We start from the raw sequence: 17824 nt of genomic DNA, 5'->3' as shown, positions 1-17824 counted from the left end.
TGATCGTCCGCAAGGAACGCCCCCACCCCGGTGCCCAACTGCGCCTCACCGACGTGGACGGGCACCGCATCACCGCGTTCGCCACCAACACCGCCCGCGGGCAACTCGCCGACCTCGAACTGAGACACCGCCGCCGGGCCCGCGCCGAAGACCGGATCCGCTGCGCCAAGGACACCGGACTCAGGAATCTCCCATTGCATGACTTCACCCAGAACCAGATCTGGTGCGCGATCGTCGCCCTGGCCTGCGAACTCACCACCTGGATGCAGCTACTCGCGTTCACCGATGCCGACGGCACCACCCACGAGGCGCGCCGGTGGGAACCCAAACGCCTACGCCTGCGGCTGTTCTCGACCGCCGCAAGGCTCGCCCGAACCGGCAGACGCACCGTCGTCCACCTCGCCCGCAACGGCGCCTGGACCGCCCTGCTACACGCCGGCCTCATTCGGGTCCGCGCACTCACCGCGCCCGGCTGAGGACACCCCACCCGTCACTGTGACCCGAAAACAGACCCGGCCCGTGGAACCGCGCCCACCCGAGACGACACTCGGGTCCCTGTCCTACCCGACTGCAAGAATCAACCCCGAATGCCGGCCACCAAGCCGCGGCCGCCGCCCGCGACGGAGTCACGAAAGATCCGGGCTAGTGAGCGAAGGTGAGGAAGCTGGGCGCTGCTACGCCGAGGCGATCGCATGTCTGAGCCGGACGCCGGTGCGGATCGAGCTCGCGCGGGCTCACCTGCTGTATGGCGAGTGGCTGCGGCGCGACCACCAGCGCATCGCCGCACGAGACCAGCTCCGCCGTGCCTACGAGCTTTTCACCGGCACGGGCGCCGACGCTTTCGCCGAGCGCGCCCGCGCAGAGTTGCTGGCCACGGGGGAGACTGTGCGTCGGCGCGACGTCACGACCCAGCACGATCTGACCCCGCAGGAGATGCACATCGCCCGACTCGCCCGAGACGGGCACTCCAACACCGAGATCGGGGCCGAGCTGTTCATCAGTCCGCGCACCGTCGAATGGCACCTGCGCAAGGTCTTCGCGAAGCTTGGCGTCACCTCGCGCGGCGCCCTGAGAGAAGCCCTGCATACCGGGCGGGGCGCCGACGGCTCCGCAGCTTCGTTTCAAACAATCAGCAACTGAAACGGTGCACGCCGACACCGAGTTGCATAAGGTCCCGCCAACTACGGTCCGCATCCTGTCCTAGGAGGAGTCCGAGCGGCTGCTCGCCGAGATGCCGCACCGGCTCCGCGATCTCGTTCTTCGTCGGCATCGGCGAGGTGTGCAGGTACCTCTGGGTGGTCTGGATCTGGGCGTGCCCTAGGCTGCCATCGGCGCGCAGCACGTCCTTCGCCAGAGTGGCCACCTGAACGGTAAGCACGATTCTTTGGACGCCGCGCCGAATCGCATCGTTGTCGAGGTCGGCGAACGCGACGTACGCCGGTCCGGCCCCGAGACCAGCACGTGGTCAACAGCCCCCGGCAGGTTGGCGAAGAACTGCGTAAGCCGTTCGGTGTCGCTGAGGTCGAACGCGGAGATGCTCGCCCCCAGCTCCAGGCCGATGTGGTGCAGCCGGTCAGGGTCGCGGGCTGTCAAGATCACCTTGGCACCCTGATCCCGTGCACGGCGGGCGGTCGCCAACCCGATCCCGGAGCTGCCGCCAAGAACGACCACGGTCTGGCCCATTAGCGCTTGCTCTGCCGAAGCGCGCCCGCTCATGACAAGTCTCCCACCAAGCCGCCAAGGTTCAACTCGGCTCCTCGGGTCTGCAGGCCGCGGCTCATCGCGGCCTGAGTCAGGCGCTGCGTCTCCGGGCTGCTCACGCTGTCGCGGAACAGGTCGGAATCGCGCCTGAAGTCCTCGATCGGTGCCAGCGAGATGGCGTTGACCCGCTCCTTGACCGCAGCCTGCCCAGTGCCGGGGAACCGAGCGATCCGATGGGCGAGCGCATGGACGAACGCATCGAGCGCGGCTGCCGGCAGCGCGCGGTTGATCCACCCGTACCGCTCGGCCAGCTCGGCGTCGTAGTCGTCCGCGCTCAGCATCACTTCGAGCGCTCGCGCGCGACCCATGACGCGCGTGAGGTACTGGGCTCCGCCCCCGCCTGGCACCTGCCCGAACGCCGGCTCGAACTGGGCGAATATTGCGGTCTCCCGCGCTGCGAACCGCATGTCGCACGCGAGGACGAACTCGCTGCCCGCACCGCGCACGCGGCCCTCGATCTGCGCAATCGTCACGAGTCGGCTCGCGCTGAGGTGCCGGAAGAGCGAGGCGATAGATGCTTCGCCGGTGAGCACGGCCGCCTCGGCGCGGTACTGGGCAACTTGGGTGAGGTCGACATGCGAGATGAAGTAGTCCGGATCGCCGCTGCTGAAGACGATCACCTTGACGGAGTCATCCGCCTCGGTCCGGCGGATCAATGAGACGAGGTCCCGGACGAGCTCGGGGCCGAGAAGGTTCATCGGCGGCGCCGCGATCTTCGCGAAGAGAGCGGCTCCCTCTGCGGTAACCGTGAGCGTGCGATCCGCGATTGCCGGCCGGTCGGTTTCCTTCGACATCGTGTGCTCCTTGTTTGTGCGCGACGCCTCAGCTGCCCTTGTCCGTGGCGAGGAACTCGTTGATCACGGCCGCGACGTCGGTGGGTACTGGAAGAGGAATCCGTGTGCGGCATCGGGATAGATCCGGATCTGCGCCTCCGGTGTCAGGCCGGCGAGCAGATGGCTGACCCTCGTCGGGATCCTGCGCCGTGTTGTGGCTGTGCGCGGTCGTCAGGGTCATGACCCACTGCCGGTGACTGACTCGAGGATGATCGCGGCGTACTCCGCCGGAGCCTCCTCCCATGCGAAGTGGCCGGTGTCCAGGAGCCGCAGCCGGCTCTGCGGCAGCCGCTCGTGGAGGAACTCTGCGTTGCTGATGGGTACGACGCGGTCGTGTTCGCCGTTGACGATCGTGACGGTCGTGGTGATCTGCGGCAGCAGCTCGGCCAGCTGCGGGAGTTCCTCGGGGTACGCGCGGACGTAGCGCATCGACTCGACGTAGCGGTCGCCCTGGTAGCACGCGAGGTACTCGGCGCGGATGTCGTCGGGGATGCCGCCCGCGATGGTGTCCAGGGACTTGTTGATGCTGGCGCTCGGGTCGCGACGGTACTGGTCCAGGTCGGCGTCGAGGACTCGCGACCGGAGCGGCTCGCCCAGATCGAGCGGGACGGCGGCTCCTCCGGAGCCGAGCGTCACGCTGGCGAACAACTCTGGATCTGCTGCCGCCGCGAAGAGGGCGGCCGCCGTCCCGACGTCCGGGGCGACGATGTGTGGCCGATTCAGACCCACTTCGTCGATGAGCCGGGCCAGGAACCCACCCATCGCGCGGGGCGCGAGCAGTTCGTCCCGGCGTTCGGAGCCGCCGAACCCCGGAAGGTCGACGGCGAACAGCCGGGCGTGGTCGGCGAGGGTGCCCCACATCCGCGTGAACGCGTACAGGCTCTCCGGCCACGGGCTGGTCAGCAGCAGGGTCGCGCCCTGCGTGCCGCCCGAGTCGGCGTACCGGATCTTCAGGCCGTCGATTAAGTCGAGCTCCGGCTGGATCGGTGCAGATGGTGCGGTGGTCATTTCCACTCCTCCCTCTCGGGTAGCACGTTTGGCTCACGCCGGCAGCTCGGTCCCGGCCTGCTCCGCGACCATGTAGGCGGCGTACCAGTCCGGCCAGTCCGTGTCGTACGCGCCACCCATGCGCTTCTCGTGCTCGCCATGTGCCACCGAAGCGCGACGCATCGCATCGGCCAGCTCCGCCGTGGTGGCGAAGGCGGTTCCGGTGGCGTCGATGCGGCCGGGTAGCCGCTGAGTGACCTCCTGCACTAGCCACTGGTTTCCGTCGGGGTCGCTGAAGGTGGCGAATGATCCGTACGTGGCGTGGTCGTCTGCAGGCCCACTCAGCCGGTCGGCGCCGTTCTCGGCGAACTGTGCCCCCGGTGTCCCTGGGTGGAAGACCTCGCTGACCGCGACGCCGCGAGCCGCTAGGTCGGCGCGGGCGGCCTCGATGTCGGACACGATCAGGTACATGCCGTGTGCGCTTCCGGGCGCCGCAGTGGTGATCCTGGTGCCGAACTGAACGGAAGCTGCTGAGCCGCCCGGGGTGAACTGGACGACGCGGAAGGCGTTCTCGAAGGCGAAGTCGGCGTCGAGCCGCCAACCGAGTCGCTGGTAGAAGTCCTTGGCGCGGTCGGCGTCGGCGACCGGGATCACGACGACCTCGAGCCTCATGTCGGCCGTGGTCTCGACCGTCAGAGCGCCCGTGTCATTGGTCGCGGTTTGAGTGCTTGACATGAAAACCTCCAGAAGTGGGTGGTGCGACAGTGTCGGTGGGTCAGCGGTCCATCTCGATGGTGGTGAGCAGCCAGTACGTGGCCACGGTGGCCGTCCCGAACAGCAGGTGCGCGCTCAGGTCTTTCCCGAGCGTCGCCCGGTCGTAGGTCCAGGTCGGCTGGTAGACACCCAGCAGGGGGAGGACGACGTAGCCGCCTGCCCAGATCGCCGCCCCGAAGGGCGGCCCCCACCAGACGCCGGGCCGGCGCGACCCGGCGAGCATCCCGTAGGCGGCGCCTGTACCGAGCCCCAAGCCCCAGTGCATGAGGTTGTTGAGAGTTCGCGCGTAACGCGCGGGGACCTCGCGCATCGTCACAGCTTCGAGCACACGCTTGGCCACCAGGGCCGGTGCTGGTGCGCCTTCCCAGCTCTCCACGCCGTCAGACGTCTCCCACGGGACGAACGCGTCCTTCCCCCCGCCGCCTCGGTACCGGCGGTAGAGCAGCGTGTCCATCGCAAGGATGCCGGCCGCGCTCGATTCGACCCCGCGCACAATGGACCGAAGCGAAATCATCACTGGTGCGGTGCCCGGACGTCACGGGCCTCGATGGCGTGCACACTGTTGACGAACGACTTCTTCAGCACACCCTTGCCGACGGTTCCGAGCACGACAGCGAGGAAGTGGCCCTTGAAGGTCTTTCCCTGACGGGTGATGACCACGTTGATGACGGTCGCGCCGTCCGACGCATGCCCGAAGGTGTACACGTAGCCGGACTTGCCGCCCCAGATGTTCGAGTCTGTCGTCGTCAGAACGATGCGGTCGCGATTGGACCAGTCGTAGTGCAGGCGCTCCCAGACACCGCCCGATCCCTCCGTGACATCGGCGTCGGTGGGTCCGACACGGTGGACCTTGAGGTAGTCGTCGGCGCTGTTGCTGAAGACCTTCTCGCGGCCCGGGCCGAAGTCGGTGAGGCCCGCGATGTACTGGTCGGGGGTGAGCGTGGTGGTCTGGTGCAAGCGGATCGTGGACATGGATGCTCCTTGTTGTCGTTGGTTCGGTTGGGGTGTTAGCCAGCGGCCCAGAAGTCGCAGTGGTGCGTCGCGGAGAACTGCGGGTCGAGTTGGGACAGGAGCTCACCTACGCCCCGAGCGGCGCGCTGCTCGCGGCGGCGACGACCTCGCTGCCGGAGACGCCGGGCGGTGAACGCAACTGGGACTACCGCTACGCGTGGGTGCGCGACTCGACGTTCGCGCTGTGGGGTCTCTACACGCTGGGCTTCGACCGGGAGGCCGACGACTTCTTCTACTTCGTGGCCGACGCCTGCCGCGACGGCAACGACCTGCAGGTGATGTACGGCGTCGGCGGCGAGCGCGAGCTGGCGGAGAGCGTGCTCATGCACCTGGCCGGGTACCGCTGATCCTGCACGGCCGTGTCCGTTTTGTCCGTTGTTGGTCATCGCGCTCCCGCCTTGTCGAGCTGAGCCTCCGGCCTGTCTCGTCCTGCGCTTCGCGACTCGAGTTCGCGCCTGCGCGCGAGCGTCTGCTGCTTGGTGATCGTCCGCTGGCGCCGGCCCCGCCCGAGGAACGCGACGGCCCAGTTGGCGACCGCCGACACCCGGTTCTTGAAGCCGGTCATGAAGGCGAGGTGGACGACGAGCCACATCAGCCATCCGGCAGAGCCCGCGATCTGGAGGCGTCCGACGGTCACCACGGCCCGGAAGCGGGCCATGGTGGCCATGGTGGCCATGGCCAGGTCGCGATAGCGGAACGGCTCGGGAGACTGACCACGCAGACCGCCGACGATGGTCCGCGCGGCGTGGTGGCCGCTTTGCATCGCGACCTCGGCCAAGCCCGGCAGGCCGTTCAGGGACATCACGTCTCCGACCGCGAAGAGCTCGGGGTGTCCGGGCAGCGAGCAGTCGCCCTGCACTTCGACGCGGCCCAAGCGGTCAACGGTCGCGCCGGCACGCTCGGCCAGCAGCCGCCCCAGCGACGAGGCCTGGACCCCGGCTGCCCAGATCTTCGTGCGCGCCTCGATGCGATCGTCCTCCACGTCGAGCCCGGTCTCGTCGACGCCTACCACCCGGGTGCCGAGGCGCACCTCGACTCCCTGCTTCTCGAGGTCGCGCTGCGCCCGCTTGCGCAGCCTCTTGGGGAAGCTGGAGAGGACGCTGTCGAGTCCGTCGATCAGCACGATCCGCGCCTCCGCGGGATCGAACGCGCGGAAGTTGTCGCCCAGCGTGCGGCGCGACAGCTCGGCGATCTGACCGGCCAGCTCGACTCCGGTCGGCCCCGCGCCCACGATCGCGAATGTCAGCCAGGCCCTTCGCGCGGCCGCGTCGGACTCGAGCTCGGCCAGCTCGAAGGCGCCGAAGATGCGTCCGCGCAGCTCGAGGGCGTCGTCGATCGTCTTCATGCCCGGCGCGACGACAGCGTACTCGTCGTGGCCGAAGTACGACTGCGATGCCCCGGTGGCGACGATCAGGCTGTCGTAGGACAGCTCCATCTCGCGACCCACGGTGTCGACCGTGAGCCGCCGATCATCGACGTCGAGGTCGGTGACCTCGCCGAGCACCACCCGTGTGTTGCGCTGATGGCGCAGGACGTCGCGGATCGGGGGAGCGATGTCGCCTTCGGAGAGCACGCCGGTGGCCACCTGGTAGAGCAGCGGCTGGAAGAGGTGGTGGTTGGTGCGGTCCACCACCACCTCGACCGGTGCCCGGCGCAGCGCCTTCGCGGCGAACACCCCGCGAACCCGCAGCCGACGATCACGACGCGGTGCATGCCTCACACCGCCGCAGCCTTGGCCGCCGCCGGGATGTCGGCCTGCAGCGTCCTGATGTACTCGTCGTAGTCGCGCGCCTTGATGGCGAACTTCTCGAGCACCCACGGGTGCGTCGAGATCATGAAGTGTTCCTCGGCGAGCCCGTCCACCACGATCCCGGCGAGCTCTTCCGTGCTGATCGCGCCCCGGCCCTCCGGGGTGTCCTCCTTCCCCGCGAGGATCGCCGTGGCAACCGCCGCCGGGCACAGCACACTGACGCCGATGCCGCGATCCCCGTACACGACCGCGAGCCACTCGGAGAACCCGACCGCCGCGTGCTTGGTCACCGTGTACGAGACCGTGTCGGGGATCACCAGCAGGCCGCCCGCTGACGCCACGTTGAGCATGTAGCCGCTGCCCTGCTCGAGCATGTGCGGGATGGCGTGCTTGGCCGCGTGGACCTCGGCCATCAGGTTGATGTCGATGATCTTGCGCCACCCCTCGATGGGGGTGTCGATGCCTCCGTCGACGGCGATCCCGGCGTTGGACACGAACAGGTCCACCTGCCCGAAGCGGTCCACTGCGGCCGACACGAGGTTCGCGATGTCCTCCTCCCGGCTCACGTCGGCCGCGACGGGCAACGCGTCGATCTTGCCGGCCTCGCGCTCGCAGGCCTCCTGCTTGAGGTCCGACAGCACGACGTGTGCGCCCTCCTGGGCGAACCGCGTGCACAACCCCAGGCCGATGCCCTGGGCGCCGCCGGTCACAACCGCCACCTTGTCCTTGAGTTGCATGATGGGTCCTTTCGGCCCCGGGGTTGGTCCTACGTTTCGCGATCTCCATCAGGCTCCGCGTCCTGCCCCTCCTTCGCGCCCGTGACCTCCCGGGCGGGTCCCTGGTCCCCGGTTCACGCGCGAAGCCCGCCATCAGCTCGCCCCGAGGGCCGCCGCGTACTCCGCTGGCGCCTCTTCCCAGACGAAGTGGCCCGCGTCGATGACCACGAGATGGCTCGTGGGCAGCCGCTCGTCGAGGAACTGCGCGTTCGCGAGCGGGACGACGCGGTCCCGGACACCCGCGATGATCGTGACCAGCGTCGAGATCTGGGGCAGCAGCTCGGCCAGCACCGGCAGCTCCTCGGGGTAGCTGCGGACGTAGCGCATCGACTCCGCGAACGGTCCCGGCGTAGCAGTCCAGGTAGTCGGCGCGAATCTCCTCGGGCAGGCCACCCTCGATCGTGTCGAGGGCCGCGCCCACGACCTCGCCCGCGTCCATCTGGCGGTACTTCTCGAAGTCGGAGTCGAGCACCCAGGACGCGAGCGGCTCACCGAGCTGGATCGGTACCGCGGCTCCGCCGGTGCCCACGGTCACGGTCGAGAACAGATCGGGGTGCGCCGCCGCTGCGAACAGCGCGGCCGAGGTTCCGACGTCCGGGGCGACGATGTGGGGGCTCGGCAGAGCGGCCTCGGCGACGAGGCGAGCCAGGAACTCCCCCATGGCCCGCGGGGACAGAAGGTCCTCGCGGCGTTCGGATCCGCCGAACCCGGGCAGGTCGACGGCGAACACCCGGGCGTGGTCGGTCAGGGTCTCCCAGATCGGCGCAAACGCGTACAGGCTCTCGGGCCAGGGACTCGTGCACAGGATTGTCTGGTCTGACCAGCCGCCGCTGTCGGCGTATCGGATTCTCAGCCCGTCGATGGTCTGGAACTGCGGCTTGATCCCTGCCTGGAGGGAGGTATTCACGAGGACACCCGCGTCGGGGACAGGAAGCCGGTGAGCGCCTCAAGCATCTGATCGGGGGCCTGCTCGGCGATCCAGTGACCGGTGTCGAAGATGCGGCTCTGGACGTCATCGGCGACGAGCTCCATCGTGTCTTCGACCATGCTGCCGCTGCTCTCCGCGCCGGCGAGCGCCAGGACCGGCATCGTCAGCCGCGTGTTCGCGCGCTGCTCGTTCTGGGCCGCGCTGGCGTTGAACGCGCGGTACATCTGGAAGCTCCCGCGCAGGTGCTCGGGGCTGGTCGCGAGCGTGTCGACGTAGTACCGGACGGCGTCGTCGGGGAGCTTCTCCTTCCCGGCCGACGCGGAAAACTCGGCCCCGAAGAAGATGTCCTCCCGCCCGGTGACGAGCTGCTCGTTCACGGTGTCCTGCTGGTTGAACGGGATGTGCCAGAGCCGGGCCTTGACCTGGTCGGGCAGGAACAGCGGCGCGGGGGCGACACGCCGGGGATCGGCGCCTCGCCCACCACCAGGTGGTCGACCCGGTCGGGGTGGTCCGCGGCCACCGCGTAGGCGATCAGGAGTCCCGTGTCGCAGCCGACGACGGCAAACCGCTCGTGACCGAGCGCGTCCATCGCCGCGACCATGTCGTTGGCCAGCGTGGCGGTGTCGTAGCCGTCCTCGGGCTTGTCGGACAACCCGATCCCGCGCTGGTCGACCGCCACCACCTGGAAGTCCCGCGCCAGGGCGGGCATCAGCAGGCGCCACGCGTACCACGTCTCCGGCCAGCCGTGCACGAGCAACAGCGGCGGGCCGTCGCCTCCGACAACCGCGTGCAGGCGCACGTCGCCGGCGTCGACGTAGCGGCTGGTGAACGTGACTGGGCATCCCAGACCAGGGCGATGCACGTGACTGGGCATCCCAGACCAGGGCGATGCACGTGACTGGGCATCCCAGACCAGGGCATCCCCCTGGCGCGATGTGCCGAGGAGGGCAATCACGCTCTGGGTACAACCGAGCCCGGGAGGTTCCTATGCTGCCCAAGTTGATTGGGCTTGCCCATCGGCCTCGCTTCGCGGTCGCCGTGATTCCGGTGGCCGCGGCGCTGGCCGTCGTGCTGTCTATGCCAACGGCCGGATTGGCCGCTGCCTCGCGATCGGCCTCGGGCGCGCCGGCCGCACCGCGCTCGTGCGCCAGCCTGACCGCGCTGTCACTACCGAACACGACCATCACCAGCGCCGCCGACGCGCCCGCGGAAACGCTTCAGCCACCCATTCCGGGCCTGGGCCTTCCCCCGGTGCCGATCGTCGCGGCGTGCCGCGTCCATGCCATCGTCACGACTCCTGGAGCGAACGATCAGATCGGCGTCGACGTCTGGATGCCCATCAGCGGCTGGAATGGCCGCTTCCAGGGCGTCGGTGGGAGCGCGTTCCTCGCCGGTCACCCTTACTTCATGGCGGGTGCCGTGGACGCCGGATACGCCGCGGCCGTCACCGATGCGGGCAACAAGTCCGGCAACCCCTTCGACGGTTCGTTCGCGCTCGACAGCACGCGCCAGCTCAACTGGACGCTGATCAAGGACTTCGCTTACCGCGGCGTCCATGACCTGGCCGTTGTGGGCAAGGCGGTGACCGCTGCCTACTACGGATCCATGGCGGCGTTCTTCTATTGGAACGGTTGCTCCACGGGCGGCCGCCAGGGCCTCGCGGAGGCGCAGCGCTATCCGTCGGACTTCGACGGGATCCTTGCTGGCGCGCCGGCGATCAACTGGCAGAAGTACGTCCCGGCCTCGCTCTGGCCGCAGCTGCTCATGCTGCAGTCCGGCGACTTCCTGCCGCAGTGCAAGTTCGATGCGTTCCAGACCGCGGCTATCCAGGCGTGTGACTCGCTTGGGGACAGGGTCGTGGACGGCGTGATCGGCGATCCGGCCGCCTGCAGGTTCGACCCTCGATCGCTGATCGGGATGAGTACGCCTTGCGGGACGATCACCGCGACCGATGCGCGGGTTGTCGCGAAGATCTGGCAAGGAGCGCGGAGCACCACCGGGAAATTCCTGTGGTACGGGCTCGAACCCGGTGCGAGCTTCGCCGGCATCGGCAACACGGTCACCGCGAATGGCCAGACGGTCGGCGCACCGTTCCCGCTCGTCCTGGAGTATCTCGGGACATGGGTCCAGCAGAATCCGCCCGTCCCGCGGGGCACCTGGGATTGGACGACCACGACGTACGCCCGCTTCGACCAGTTGTTCCGGCAGTCGGTCGACCTGTTCGGGGACGTGATGGGTACGGACAACCCTGATCTTCGTGGCCTCAAGAAGGCGGGCGGAAAGCTCCTCGTCTACCACGGGCTGGCCGACCAGTTGATCTTCACGGAGGGAACGGTCAATTACTACCAGCGCGTGCAGCGGTTGATTGGCGACCGGAAGGCTACGGCCGACTTCGCGCGAGTGTTCCTCGCGCCAGGCATGGCCCACTGCGGTGGCGGACCAGGGGCACAGCCGGCCAACGCGCTGAGCAAGCTCGTGGATTGGGTCGAGAACGGCAGGGCACCGAAGTCTCTCGATGGTGTCATTCGTGATCCGAGCACGGGCGCCGTCGTGGCGACACGGCCGATCTGCATGTACCCGAAGGTGGCCGCCTATACCGGGCAAGGTCCGACGACCGAGGCGTCGAGCTTCGCGTGCCGATAGACCTGGACGATAACCGGAAAGACCAATCAGGGCTCGGGGAGCCGTACCGGCTTCCCGAGCCGTTCCACCGCTCGACCGAGGGGATGCAAGACTGCTTCCCCATTCTCGGGAATGCGGACAGCTGACAGTCTGGGAGCCACGGGTGGGAGCCACGGAGACGGATCGTGCCGGACGGCGTGGAACTTCGTCGACCGCCTCTCAACCCGGACAAGCACGAGGCGGGCCGCGGCGAACGCCGCCGACACGGCTTCGGGGATCTACGGATCAGAAGGTTGGGGATTCGAATTCCTCCGAGCGCGCAAGCCAAACCCCAGGTCACAAGGTGGATGACCTGGGGTTTGGCTTTGTGTTCGGGGTTGTTCTTGCTAACGGCTCTGCTAACCCGGCACCCCCGCTGACCTCCCCTGATCGTGGGTCGGAGTGGGCCAATGGACGGGGAGTTATAGCGGCGGCGTGGAGCCATTCGTGGAGCGAACTGCCCGATACGGACGAGAAATTCGGGCACCGGAGATAGGTTCCTTGCAACGAATCACGCCTGAAGGCGGCAGATGTGACGGTGACCTTCCGCCTCGTAATGAGAAGGTCGGCCGTCGCATTGCTTGGCTTACCGGGCAGCCCTCCCAGCACAGTGTGATCCGCCAACAGTTGCGACACATGTCCGCCGACTGATTCGCGACCTGGTGGAAGCCTGCCGGCCCTGGCCACCGGCCAACGCACGGATCTGCCGAATTCAGGAAGTTCCGCGGCGACCCGATCGTCGTCATCCTTCGGTAGAAGGGTGCGCGGTTCCGCTACCGTCAGGCTATGGTCATGCGTGCTCGAAGAGGCGTCAGGTACCAACGTCGGTTGCTCGCCGGTGTTCGAGGCTTGTGGTGGTCGTGATGGTCGAAGGCTCAGGACGTCCTCGAAATGATTCGGTGGATGAGGGTACAGACCGGGACGATGACCTTTTGATCCCCGGTTTGACGGTTCAGCGTGAAGCCCCTTCGAGTCGCTGCAGGCTCAATTGATCGGAACTCTCGAGGTCGACACTTCGACAAACTGCCTGGTAGTCCGCATTGCAGTCGGCGCCGGCGACAGGCTCGTCGACGTCGACGTTGCTTGGCCCCCAGGCTGGAGTGTCGCAATCCGTGACGGCGAGATCGTCCTGATCGACGCCGCCGGGCAAACGGTCCGGAGGCTGGGTGACGAAGTGTGGGTCGGGGGAGGTTTCGTGGACGCCGACGAGGCCAATGTTGTTTCGTGTACAGGCCGCAAGCAGGTATTCGTGGCGTCTGGGTTCAGTGGTCCTTGAGTTGGAGCAGCGGCTCAGGTCGGATTCGGAATGAGCGTGTGCCCTCCGCGTGCCCTAACTGTCGGTCGTTAGGGGTCACTCAAGGGGTGTTGCGGTGGCGGATTTCAGGCGTGGGCGGCAGCAGATGGCTCCAACGTCCTGGTTTTCCGCGTCGAGTGCTAACAAGGTTGCTAACAGCGGACCTGGATCGGCTCGGACGTCACTGGACGATCGACGCTGATCGACGGGTCGACTCGGCAAGCGGCGGACGAAACTGGACGGTCTGAACTCGACTACGGATCAGACGCCTGTGCTGCGAACCAGGGCGCACGTTCGTTCGGGCAGCCGTCAGGGGCGGGACGAATGGTGGGTCCATGACCAGCCGTAGTTCCCTATGCTCGACAGTGTGACCAACGACGGAGCGGCGCGGACGTGGCGGGTACGCGGGTGGATACGCATCGCTGGCGTGCTCGTCATCGTTGCGCTTGGGATTCAGCAGGCTTCTGTCATTCACTACGTGCGGGCCGGTCAGATGGAGCCTCACGAGGTGCGCGACGGCTTAATAGCGATCAGCGCGCTGGCGGTCGCCATGTGGTTGCTCGCGTTCAGGCCCCGGGTCCAAATCGATGAGAATCGGATGGTTGAGGTCCGCAATCCCATCAAGACCTCTCGTTTCCACGCTGTCGACGTTGTGGAGTGTCGGCCCACCGGTGTTGGTCTTCAGTTCCGCCTGCGCGACGGCTCAAAGCCGTGGAGCATCGTCTTTCAGGACACCGCAAGCTTTGGCGAGCCTCGCTGGCTCGACGTGGCCGAGGCGGTTACGGGTCACCGCCCCACTCTGCCCGAAGAGGACCTCGAAGACGACGACTAGCCACGTGGCGTGCCACAAACGTGCCACATCAGACGCACAACAACGGGCAGAGCCGGTGAATCACGGTCACCCACTAGCTCGGCCCGAGCTTGGCGGATCCGCGTTCAGATAAGCATGATGAGGACGATGGCCTTTGCAAGGCAGTACTGACCGACCCCAATCTGACCCCAACGACCCCGGGCAGCGAGCACGGAGCAGCCAGGCACGCGGCGGCCGGCTAGGTTCGGCGACGTGAAACGTGAGCACGTGCAGGCTCCTACGATCAGAAGGTCGGCCGCCGACGCGCCTGGTCGGCCGACCAGGCGTGGGCCGAGACCTGTGGTGGTCAAGATGCATGGCATGACTCGTGGCATCAAGTGACGGATACGTATGGGGAATTTCGCGCTCGTTGGGGGCGGCCGTGTTGCTAGAAGCGCTGGCAGAGAGCGGATGCGACGGTGTAGGTCTTCCTCGTAATGAGAAGGTCGTCGGTTCGATAGAACTCAGCCTGGCCCGCTGGCTGCATGAAGTTTGTCTTGGTAGAAGGACTGCAGACCGACGTGGACCGACCCCGCGGCGAGGAAGTACTCCCGGCGTGGCGCGCTCGGCGGGGAAGCTGCGATGATCGCCGGCCGACAGTGGACATGGCTCGTCCCCTCCGTGCATGTGCGTGGGAACCGAGGCGGGGCGGGGCGCGCGGCGGCGACGAACAGGGGAGCGCCTCGCCGATTATGAGTCCTCGGGCGAGGACAGTATCTCCAGGCCGGCGACGAACGCCGTGGTGTGATAGAGCCGGTGTCGGCCGGCCGACTCGTGGAGCGGCTGATCCCAGTAGATGAGCACGTCGTCGGCGACAGCCTCGATCGTGCCGTCGCCGTACTCCGGATGACGGACCCGAGCGTCGCGCTCGATGCCGGCCATCAGTCGCGCGGGTCGTACGGTCGGGTGTCGGGGTAGGCCAGCTCGTTGATGCTCGCTGGCACGCACCTCAGTCGGCGATCCGAGAGGCCGGCGATCCGAAGGCGAATGGCATCGGCGTAGACCTGCGCCAGCTCGGGCGGCGCGACGTGCTCCTCGATCAGGTGCTCCCCGAGCCAGAGCTGGACCTTCCAGAAACCGCTCGTGTTGCGATCAGACTGCCGTGCGGTCGACACCGCGTGCCCCCAGATGGATCTACGTCGGATTCACTTGCGTGACGACCGTATGACATGACGTGCACAACTACAAGATGTTCTGCGCAGCAATTCAATGCGGCATGCTAGTTATCACGAAATGCCGAAGGCGGCAATGGCGGGAAGGATGCCGCTGTGTCACCAGAGGAGATCGACGCGGCCATTGCAGCGAACGTGCGCGCCCTCCGGGCCAGGCGACGGGAACGCCAAGAGGATCTGGCCATCGACCTCGGATGGGTGAGGCAGAGCGTCAGCGCCCTCGAAGCGGGCACACGGCGAGTCACCGTGGCCGACGCCATCGCCCTCTGCCAGGCGCTCGACGTGGGCCTCCGCGAGCTGCTGAGCGGCGTGGACGAGGAGAGCTTCCGGGCGCTGCGCCTCGAATAGCGATTGGACAGAGAGTAACTGCGTAGGCCCTGATCTCCCGCTGAGCCAGGAGTGGCTCATTCACTAGTAGGGGGATTCATGGCACAGCAGTACCCTCAGCCGCAGCATGCCCATGCGCCGATGCAGCCGCCGACGAAGAAGCACACCGTGCGGAACGTCTTCATTGTCCTGGGCATACTCGCTTCCTCGGGATAGGCGGCTTCGTCACCGTCGTTGGCGCGGTCGGCAACGAGCGGAGCAAGTCGGCCGACGCCGACGCGGAGAAGAATGCGCCGCGCGAGATCACGGCCGGCGTGGCGTTCTTCATCGGCAAGCACAAGACGCAGGCCGGTTGGAAGGTGCAGCCCAGTGGCTACGCCTGCACCGTCGTCGGCCAGGTGAAGAACATCAGCGATACCACGTCGACTTCGTTCATCCACTTCAAGTTCCTCGACGCCAAGGGCGAGGTGCTCGGCAACGTCTCGTGCAACAGCGGCGACGTGGAGCCGGGCAGGTTCAGGCGCTGAACTGCTGAGTCGGCACGACCGTGGACGTGAACGGTTGCTCCAACAGCACTCGTGGCGCCCAGTGAGCCTTGAGCATGGCCCTCAGCGACTGCTCGTCGTGCGGAGGACTCCGGACACCGAGAATCGCTGGTGCCTCCCGGATCCATCCCAGCGCGACTGCTCCAGCTGGTGTCTCGCAGGTCATCCCTGAAGGAGCGGGGCAGGCGCATGGTTTGTCCGCAGATCACGATCGGCCAGCTCGCCGACGGCAGCGGGATCGGCCAGAAAGTCCTCACCGCCGCAGATCCGCTACCAGTCGAGCTACGCAACGCTCTCGCGCTCATCAACTGATGAGACGTTGCACACCAAATTGAGCCAAGTCAGGTCCTAACGTCCTGGCCGAGTACATCCAAAGCCAGTTGCGTCGCTTGAAGAGGACGACCGGCAGCGTGACCGCGGCCGATGCCAAGCCGATGCCGGCGACCGCAGCGATTCTCGGGGCCCGCGGGGTTGCCATGTGCGTCGCCAAGGCGTTGGCTGAATCTGTTGTGGACCGCACCCGGCACCCGATAGGGAGGGACGAGATGGACTTTTCCACGCGGTTTGAAGACCTTGAGAAGCGCACCTCCGCAGCGCTGGCCTCGGTGAAGGGCGCGGCGACCGAGTCGCGCGACCAGCTCCGCGAGCGGATCGACCAAGCCCAGGTCGACCTCGACCGGGCGGGCAAGGACGCCGAGCAGAAGGCTGGCGAGGCTGGCGAGCGCGCGCAGAGCAAGTGGGCCCAGATGAAGGCTGACGCGACGGCCAAAAAGGACGATGTCAGGGCGAAGATCGACAAGCGCAATGCGCAGCTTGACGCCAAGATGGCGGCGAGCGACGCGGACTGGGCTGAGGCGGATGCGATCGACGCGATCGACTACGCGGAGTGGACGGTCGAGAACGCGCGGCTGGTGGCCCTCGACGCGCTGGACGCGCGCGTATACGCCGACGAGCGGGCCCAGGCCGCGGGCAACGCCCCGTAGCCCACGCCTGCTTCACCTGGCGAGGGGTGCTCGGGCGACCAACAACCATCCGAGACCGACCGGGACGCTCGCGTGCCGCCGTAGTCGTCGATGGCGCTCCATATCTTCCACACTTCGTCGCTGAGATGGACGCACACCGCCAGGTGGGCTTCCCGATCGCAGGCCCGGATCAGTCGCGGTCGTCGTCGCAGAACGCGTGCGCGTTCCCACCCAGCGCGCCAGCGGCATCACATCGCGCCGTGAGCGCCAGGACGGAGGTCTTGTTGCACCGCCGGATCAGCGCGGCGCTGCTTCAGTCCTGCACGCGGGGTGGCCCGCATACATACACCGACTGCCGTGGCATGACCCGTGGCACGAAATGACGGATACGCATGGGGAATCTCGCGCTAGCTGGGGGCGGCCGTGTTGCTAAAAGCGCTGGTAGAGAGCGGATGCGACACTGTAGGTCTCCTCGTAATGAGAAGGTCGTCGGTTCGATTCCGATCCGCGGCTCACATATGGCCGGTCATCTGGTCCCGCCGGCCTCTCGGGCGGCGAGGCGTATCTCACCAGGGCGCGCAGCCACTCCTGATCCCGGGCGACGGTTCGCTGTCGAGCTCGACGAGCTGCGGAGCGGCCGTCACCCCCTGGACTGTGCGAGAAAGGGGGAGGCCAAGTTTCTTCAACACTCTGCCTTCTCGACATGTTGATCGACACTCGAGGAACTACGTGTCGAGCCCGGCCAGGGTTGCCTGTGGGGTGTTCGAAAAAAGATCGATTCTCAACAGGTCGACACCTATTCCAGGATCTGCTCGCGGCCACTGGCGCGCCGCCAGACTCACTTGCGCCACGGCGCCAGCGGGGCGGCCGAAACGCGGTCGCGGGGCGACCGGTCAGCTGTCCGCAAGATCGGGCCGTGCGGAAACTCCCGCCCCACGCTAACGCTTGCTGCTGCAGTCGAACCTGGGCGCGTCGATCATCATTGTGCACGGCCGAACTAGCTGGCAGTTGCGGTCACGTCCCTGAACTCTCTGCTCAAGGTGATCGACGCACGTGATCAGGCCGCTCGATGAGGCGGCAATACCAGTCCGGGCAGGCAGGTCACCACCGGCGAGCCACATATGGTCGGTGCGGCTGGCATTGGTGCCCGCAACGCAGTTGCCCGGACTAGGGGGACTCGGTCCAGGCAACTG

At 67.1% G+C, this 17824-nt stretch carries 23 protein-coding genes and 1 pseudogene; 9 read left to right on the top strand and 15 right to left on the bottom strand.

Annotated features, from left to right (window positions below; translation table 11 throughout):
* Together ACXC9Q_RS07865 and ACXC9Q_RS07860 are read left to right on the top strand one after the other, a co-directional pair.
* Positions 1-476: transposase (locus tag ACXC9Q_RS07865; protein WP_457055811.1), on the top strand; the 476-nt coding region annotated here is incomplete at its 5' end.
* Between the two features lie 169 nt (positions 477-645).
* Positions 646-1140, top strand: coding sequence for a response regulator transcription factor (locus ACXC9Q_RS07860; RefSeq protein WP_457055810.1), 495 nt, complete (start codon positions 646-648; stop codon positions 1138-1140).
* On the opposite strand, the gene ACXC9Q_RS07855 is transcribed toward ACXC9Q_RS07860, so the two are convergent.
* The 7 genes from ACXC9Q_RS07855 to ACXC9Q_RS07825 form a co-directional block, all read right to left on the bottom strand.
* On the bottom strand, positions 1130-1363 hold the full coding sequence (locus ACXC9Q_RS07855; protein ID WP_457055815.1) for a hypothetical protein: 234 nt from the start codon (positions 1361-1363) through the stop codon (positions 1130-1132). The genes ACXC9Q_RS07860 and ACXC9Q_RS07855 overlap by 11 nt on opposite strands.
* A complete protein-coding gene (locus tag ACXC9Q_RS07850) occupies positions 1318-1683 on the bottom strand; it encodes an SDR family NAD(P)-dependent oxidoreductase (protein WP_457055814.1) in 366 nt (121 codons plus the stop codon). Before ACXC9Q_RS07850 ends, ACXC9Q_RS07855 begins: the two co-directional genes overlap by 46 nt.
* 29 nt (positions 1684-1712) lie before the next feature.
* A complete protein-coding gene (locus tag ACXC9Q_RS07845) occupies positions 1713-2555 on the bottom strand; it encodes an enoyl-CoA hydratase/isomerase family protein (RefSeq protein WP_457055809.1) in 843 nt (280 codons plus the stop codon).
* Positions 2556-2771: 216 nt separating this feature from the next.
* Entirely contained in the window at positions 2772-3602 is an 831-nt protein-coding gene (locus ACXC9Q_RS07840; protein WP_457055808.1) for an alpha/beta fold hydrolase, read from the bottom strand.
* 33 nt (positions 3603-3635) lie between these two features.
* A complete protein-coding gene (locus tag ACXC9Q_RS07835; RefSeq protein ID WP_457055807.1) occupies positions 3636-4316 on the bottom strand; it encodes a VOC family protein in 681 nt (226 codons plus the stop codon).
* A gap of 40 nt (positions 4317-4356) precedes the next feature.
* Positions 4357-4869 (bottom strand): hypothetical protein, encoded by a 513-nt coding sequence (locus tag ACXC9Q_RS07830; protein ID WP_457055806.1) that lies wholly within the window; start codon positions 4867-4869, stop codon positions 4357-4359.
* On the bottom strand, positions 4869-5327 hold the full coding sequence (locus ACXC9Q_RS07825; protein ID WP_457055805.1) for a hypothetical protein: 459 nt from the start codon (positions 5325-5327) through the stop codon (positions 4869-4871). Before ACXC9Q_RS07825 ends, ACXC9Q_RS07830 begins: the two co-directional genes overlap by 1 nt.
* Positions 5328-5386: 59 nt before the next feature.
* On the opposite strand from ACXC9Q_RS07825, the gene ACXC9Q_RS07820 reads away from it, so the two are divergent.
* On the top strand, positions 5387-5713 hold the full coding sequence (locus ACXC9Q_RS07820; RefSeq protein WP_457055804.1) for a glycoside hydrolase family 15 protein: 327 nt from the start codon (positions 5387-5389) through the stop codon (positions 5711-5713).
* 35 nt (positions 5714-5748) lie between these two features.
* Here the strand turns inward: ACXC9Q_RS07820 and ACXC9Q_RS07815 are convergent, their stop codons facing one another.
* The 6 genes and pseudogenes from ACXC9Q_RS07815 to ACXC9Q_RS07790 form a co-directional block, all read right to left on the bottom strand.
* On the bottom strand, positions 5749-7086 hold the full coding sequence (locus tag ACXC9Q_RS07815) for an NAD(P)/FAD-dependent oxidoreductase (protein WP_457055813.1): 1338 nt from the start codon (positions 7084-7086) through the stop codon (positions 5749-5751).
* Entirely contained in the window at positions 7083-7853 is a 771-nt protein-coding gene (locus tag ACXC9Q_RS07810; protein WP_130450077.1) for an SDR family oxidoreductase, read from the bottom strand. The genes ACXC9Q_RS07815 and ACXC9Q_RS07810 overlap by 4 nt, the downstream gene beginning before the upstream one ends.
* 132 nt (positions 7854-7985) lie before the next feature.
* The gene (locus tag ACXC9Q_RS07805; RefSeq protein ID WP_457055803.1) at positions 7986-8384 is read right to left on the bottom strand and encodes an alpha/beta fold hydrolase; all 399 of its coding nucleotides are present in this window, start codon (positions 8382-8384) and stop codon (positions 7986-7988) included.
* Between the two features lie 46 nt (positions 8385-8430).
* Positions 8431-8799 (bottom strand): annotated as a pseudogene (locus tag ACXC9Q_RS07800) (alpha/beta fold hydrolase); the annotation flags it as partial.
* Positions 8796-9197: an alpha/beta fold hydrolase gene (locus ACXC9Q_RS07795; protein ID WP_457055802.1), complete on the bottom strand. Its 402-nt coding sequence runs from the start codon at positions 9195-9197 to the stop codon at positions 8796-8798. The pseudogene ACXC9Q_RS07800 and the gene ACXC9Q_RS07795, both read right to left, overlap by 4 nt.
* Positions 9194-9694, bottom strand: a complete 501-nt coding sequence (locus tag ACXC9Q_RS07790; RefSeq protein ID WP_457055801.1) for an alpha/beta fold hydrolase — start codon at positions 9692-9694, stop codon at positions 9194-9196. Before ACXC9Q_RS07790 ends, ACXC9Q_RS07795 begins: the two co-directional genes overlap by 4 nt.
* Positions 9695-9807: 113 nt before the next feature.
* On the opposite strand from ACXC9Q_RS07790, the gene ACXC9Q_RS07785 reads away from it, so the two are divergent.
* Together ACXC9Q_RS07785 and ACXC9Q_RS07780 are read left to right on the top strand one after the other, a co-directional pair.
* On the top strand, positions 9808-11463 hold the full coding sequence (locus ACXC9Q_RS07785; RefSeq protein ID WP_457055800.1) for a tannase/feruloyl esterase family alpha/beta hydrolase: 1656 nt from the start codon (positions 9808-9810) through the stop codon (positions 11461-11463).
* A 1679-nt stretch (positions 11464-13142) separates the two neighbouring features.
* Positions 13143-13607, top strand: a complete 465-nt coding sequence (locus ACXC9Q_RS07780; protein ID WP_457055799.1) for a hypothetical protein — start codon at positions 13143-13145, stop codon at positions 13605-13607.
* 708 nt (positions 13608-14315) lie between these two features.
* Here the strand turns inward: ACXC9Q_RS07780 and ACXC9Q_RS07775 are convergent.
* Both ACXC9Q_RS07775 and ACXC9Q_RS07770 read right to left on the bottom strand, forming a co-directional pair.
* Positions 14316-14507 (bottom strand): hypothetical protein, encoded by a 192-nt coding sequence (locus tag ACXC9Q_RS07775; RefSeq protein WP_457055798.1) that lies wholly within the window; start codon positions 14505-14507, stop codon positions 14316-14318.
* The gene (locus tag ACXC9Q_RS07770; protein ID WP_457055797.1) at positions 14507-14740 is read right to left on the bottom strand and encodes a hypothetical protein; all 234 of its coding nucleotides are present in this window, start codon (positions 14738-14740) and stop codon (positions 14507-14509) included. The genes ACXC9Q_RS07775 and ACXC9Q_RS07770 overlap by 1 nt, the downstream gene beginning before the upstream one ends.
* Positions 14741-14893: 153 nt before the next feature.
* On the opposite strand from ACXC9Q_RS07770, the gene ACXC9Q_RS07765 reads away from it, so the two are divergent.
* The 4 genes from ACXC9Q_RS07765 (at position 14894) to ACXC9Q_RS07750 (ending at position 16652) form a co-directional block, all read left to right on the top strand.
* A complete protein-coding gene (locus ACXC9Q_RS07765; RefSeq protein ID WP_329481561.1) occupies positions 14894-15145 on the top strand; it encodes a helix-turn-helix transcriptional regulator in 252 nt (83 codons plus the stop codon).
* A gap of 293 nt (positions 15146-15438) precedes the next feature.
* A complete protein-coding gene (locus tag ACXC9Q_RS07760) occupies positions 15439-15651 on the top strand; it encodes an FxLYD domain-containing protein (protein ID WP_457055796.1) in 213 nt (70 codons plus the stop codon).
* Between the two features lie 207 nt (positions 15652-15858).
* Positions 15859-15981, top strand: coding sequence for a hypothetical protein (locus ACXC9Q_RS07755; RefSeq protein ID WP_457055795.1), 123 nt, complete (start codon positions 15859-15861; stop codon positions 15979-15981).
* A 98-nt stretch (positions 15982-16079) separates the two neighbouring features.
* Positions 16080-16652: a hypothetical protein gene (locus tag ACXC9Q_RS07750; RefSeq protein WP_457055794.1), complete on the top strand. Its 573-nt coding sequence runs from the start codon at positions 16080-16082 to the stop codon at positions 16650-16652.
* Positions 16653-17824 lie beyond the last annotated feature (1172 nt).

The sequence above is a fragment of the Kribbella sp. CWNU-51 genome, from assembly GCF_054073265.1.
Note: the sequence above shows the minus strand (reverse complement) of the source record. Positions and strands in the feature narration are given on the sequence as shown.

Bases quoted from the DNA above. Each gene is read 5' to 3' on its own strand.
- ACXC9Q_RS07840 (WP_457055808.1), bottom strand. From the start codon at position 3,602: ATGACCACCGCACCATCTGCACCGATCCAGCCGGAGCTCGACTTAATC.
- ACXC9Q_RS07790 (WP_457055801.1), bottom strand. From the start codon at position 9,694: ATGCCCAGTCACGTGCATCGCCCTGGTCTGGGATGCCCAGTCACGTTC.
- ACXC9Q_RS07850 (WP_457055814.1), bottom strand. From the start codon at position 1,683: ATGGGCCAGACCGTGGTCGTTCTTGGCGGCAGCTCCGGGATCGGGTTG.
- ACXC9Q_RS07810 (WP_130450077.1), bottom strand. From the start codon at position 7,853: ATGCAACTCAAGGACAAGGTGGCGGTTGTGACCGGCGGCGCCCAGGGC.
- ACXC9Q_RS07775 (WP_457055798.1), bottom strand. From the start codon at position 14,507: ATGGCCGGCATCGAGCGCGACGCTCGGGTCCGTCATCCGGAGTACGGC.
- ACXC9Q_RS07835 (WP_457055807.1), bottom strand. From the start codon at position 4,316: ATGTCAAGCACTCAAACCGCGACCAATGACACGGGCGCTCTGACGGTC.
- ACXC9Q_RS07755 (WP_457055795.1), top strand. From the start codon at position 15,859: ATGGTTTGTCCGCAGATCACGATCGGCCAGCTCGCCGACGGCAGCGGG.
- ACXC9Q_RS07825 (WP_457055805.1), bottom strand. From the start codon at position 5,327: ATGTCCACGATCCGCTTGCACCAGACCACCACGCTCACCCCCGACCAG.
- ACXC9Q_RS07830 (WP_457055806.1), bottom strand. From the start codon at position 4,869: ATGATTTCGCTTCGGTCCATTGTGCGCGGGGTCGAATCGAGCGCGGCC.
- ACXC9Q_RS07785 (WP_457055800.1), top strand. From the start codon at position 9,808: ATGCTGCCCAAGTTGATTGGGCTTGCCCATCGGCCTCGCTTCGCGGTC.
- ACXC9Q_RS07845 (WP_457055809.1), bottom strand. From the start codon at position 2,555: ATGTCGAAGGAAACCGACCGGCCGGCAATCGCGGATCGCACGCTCACG.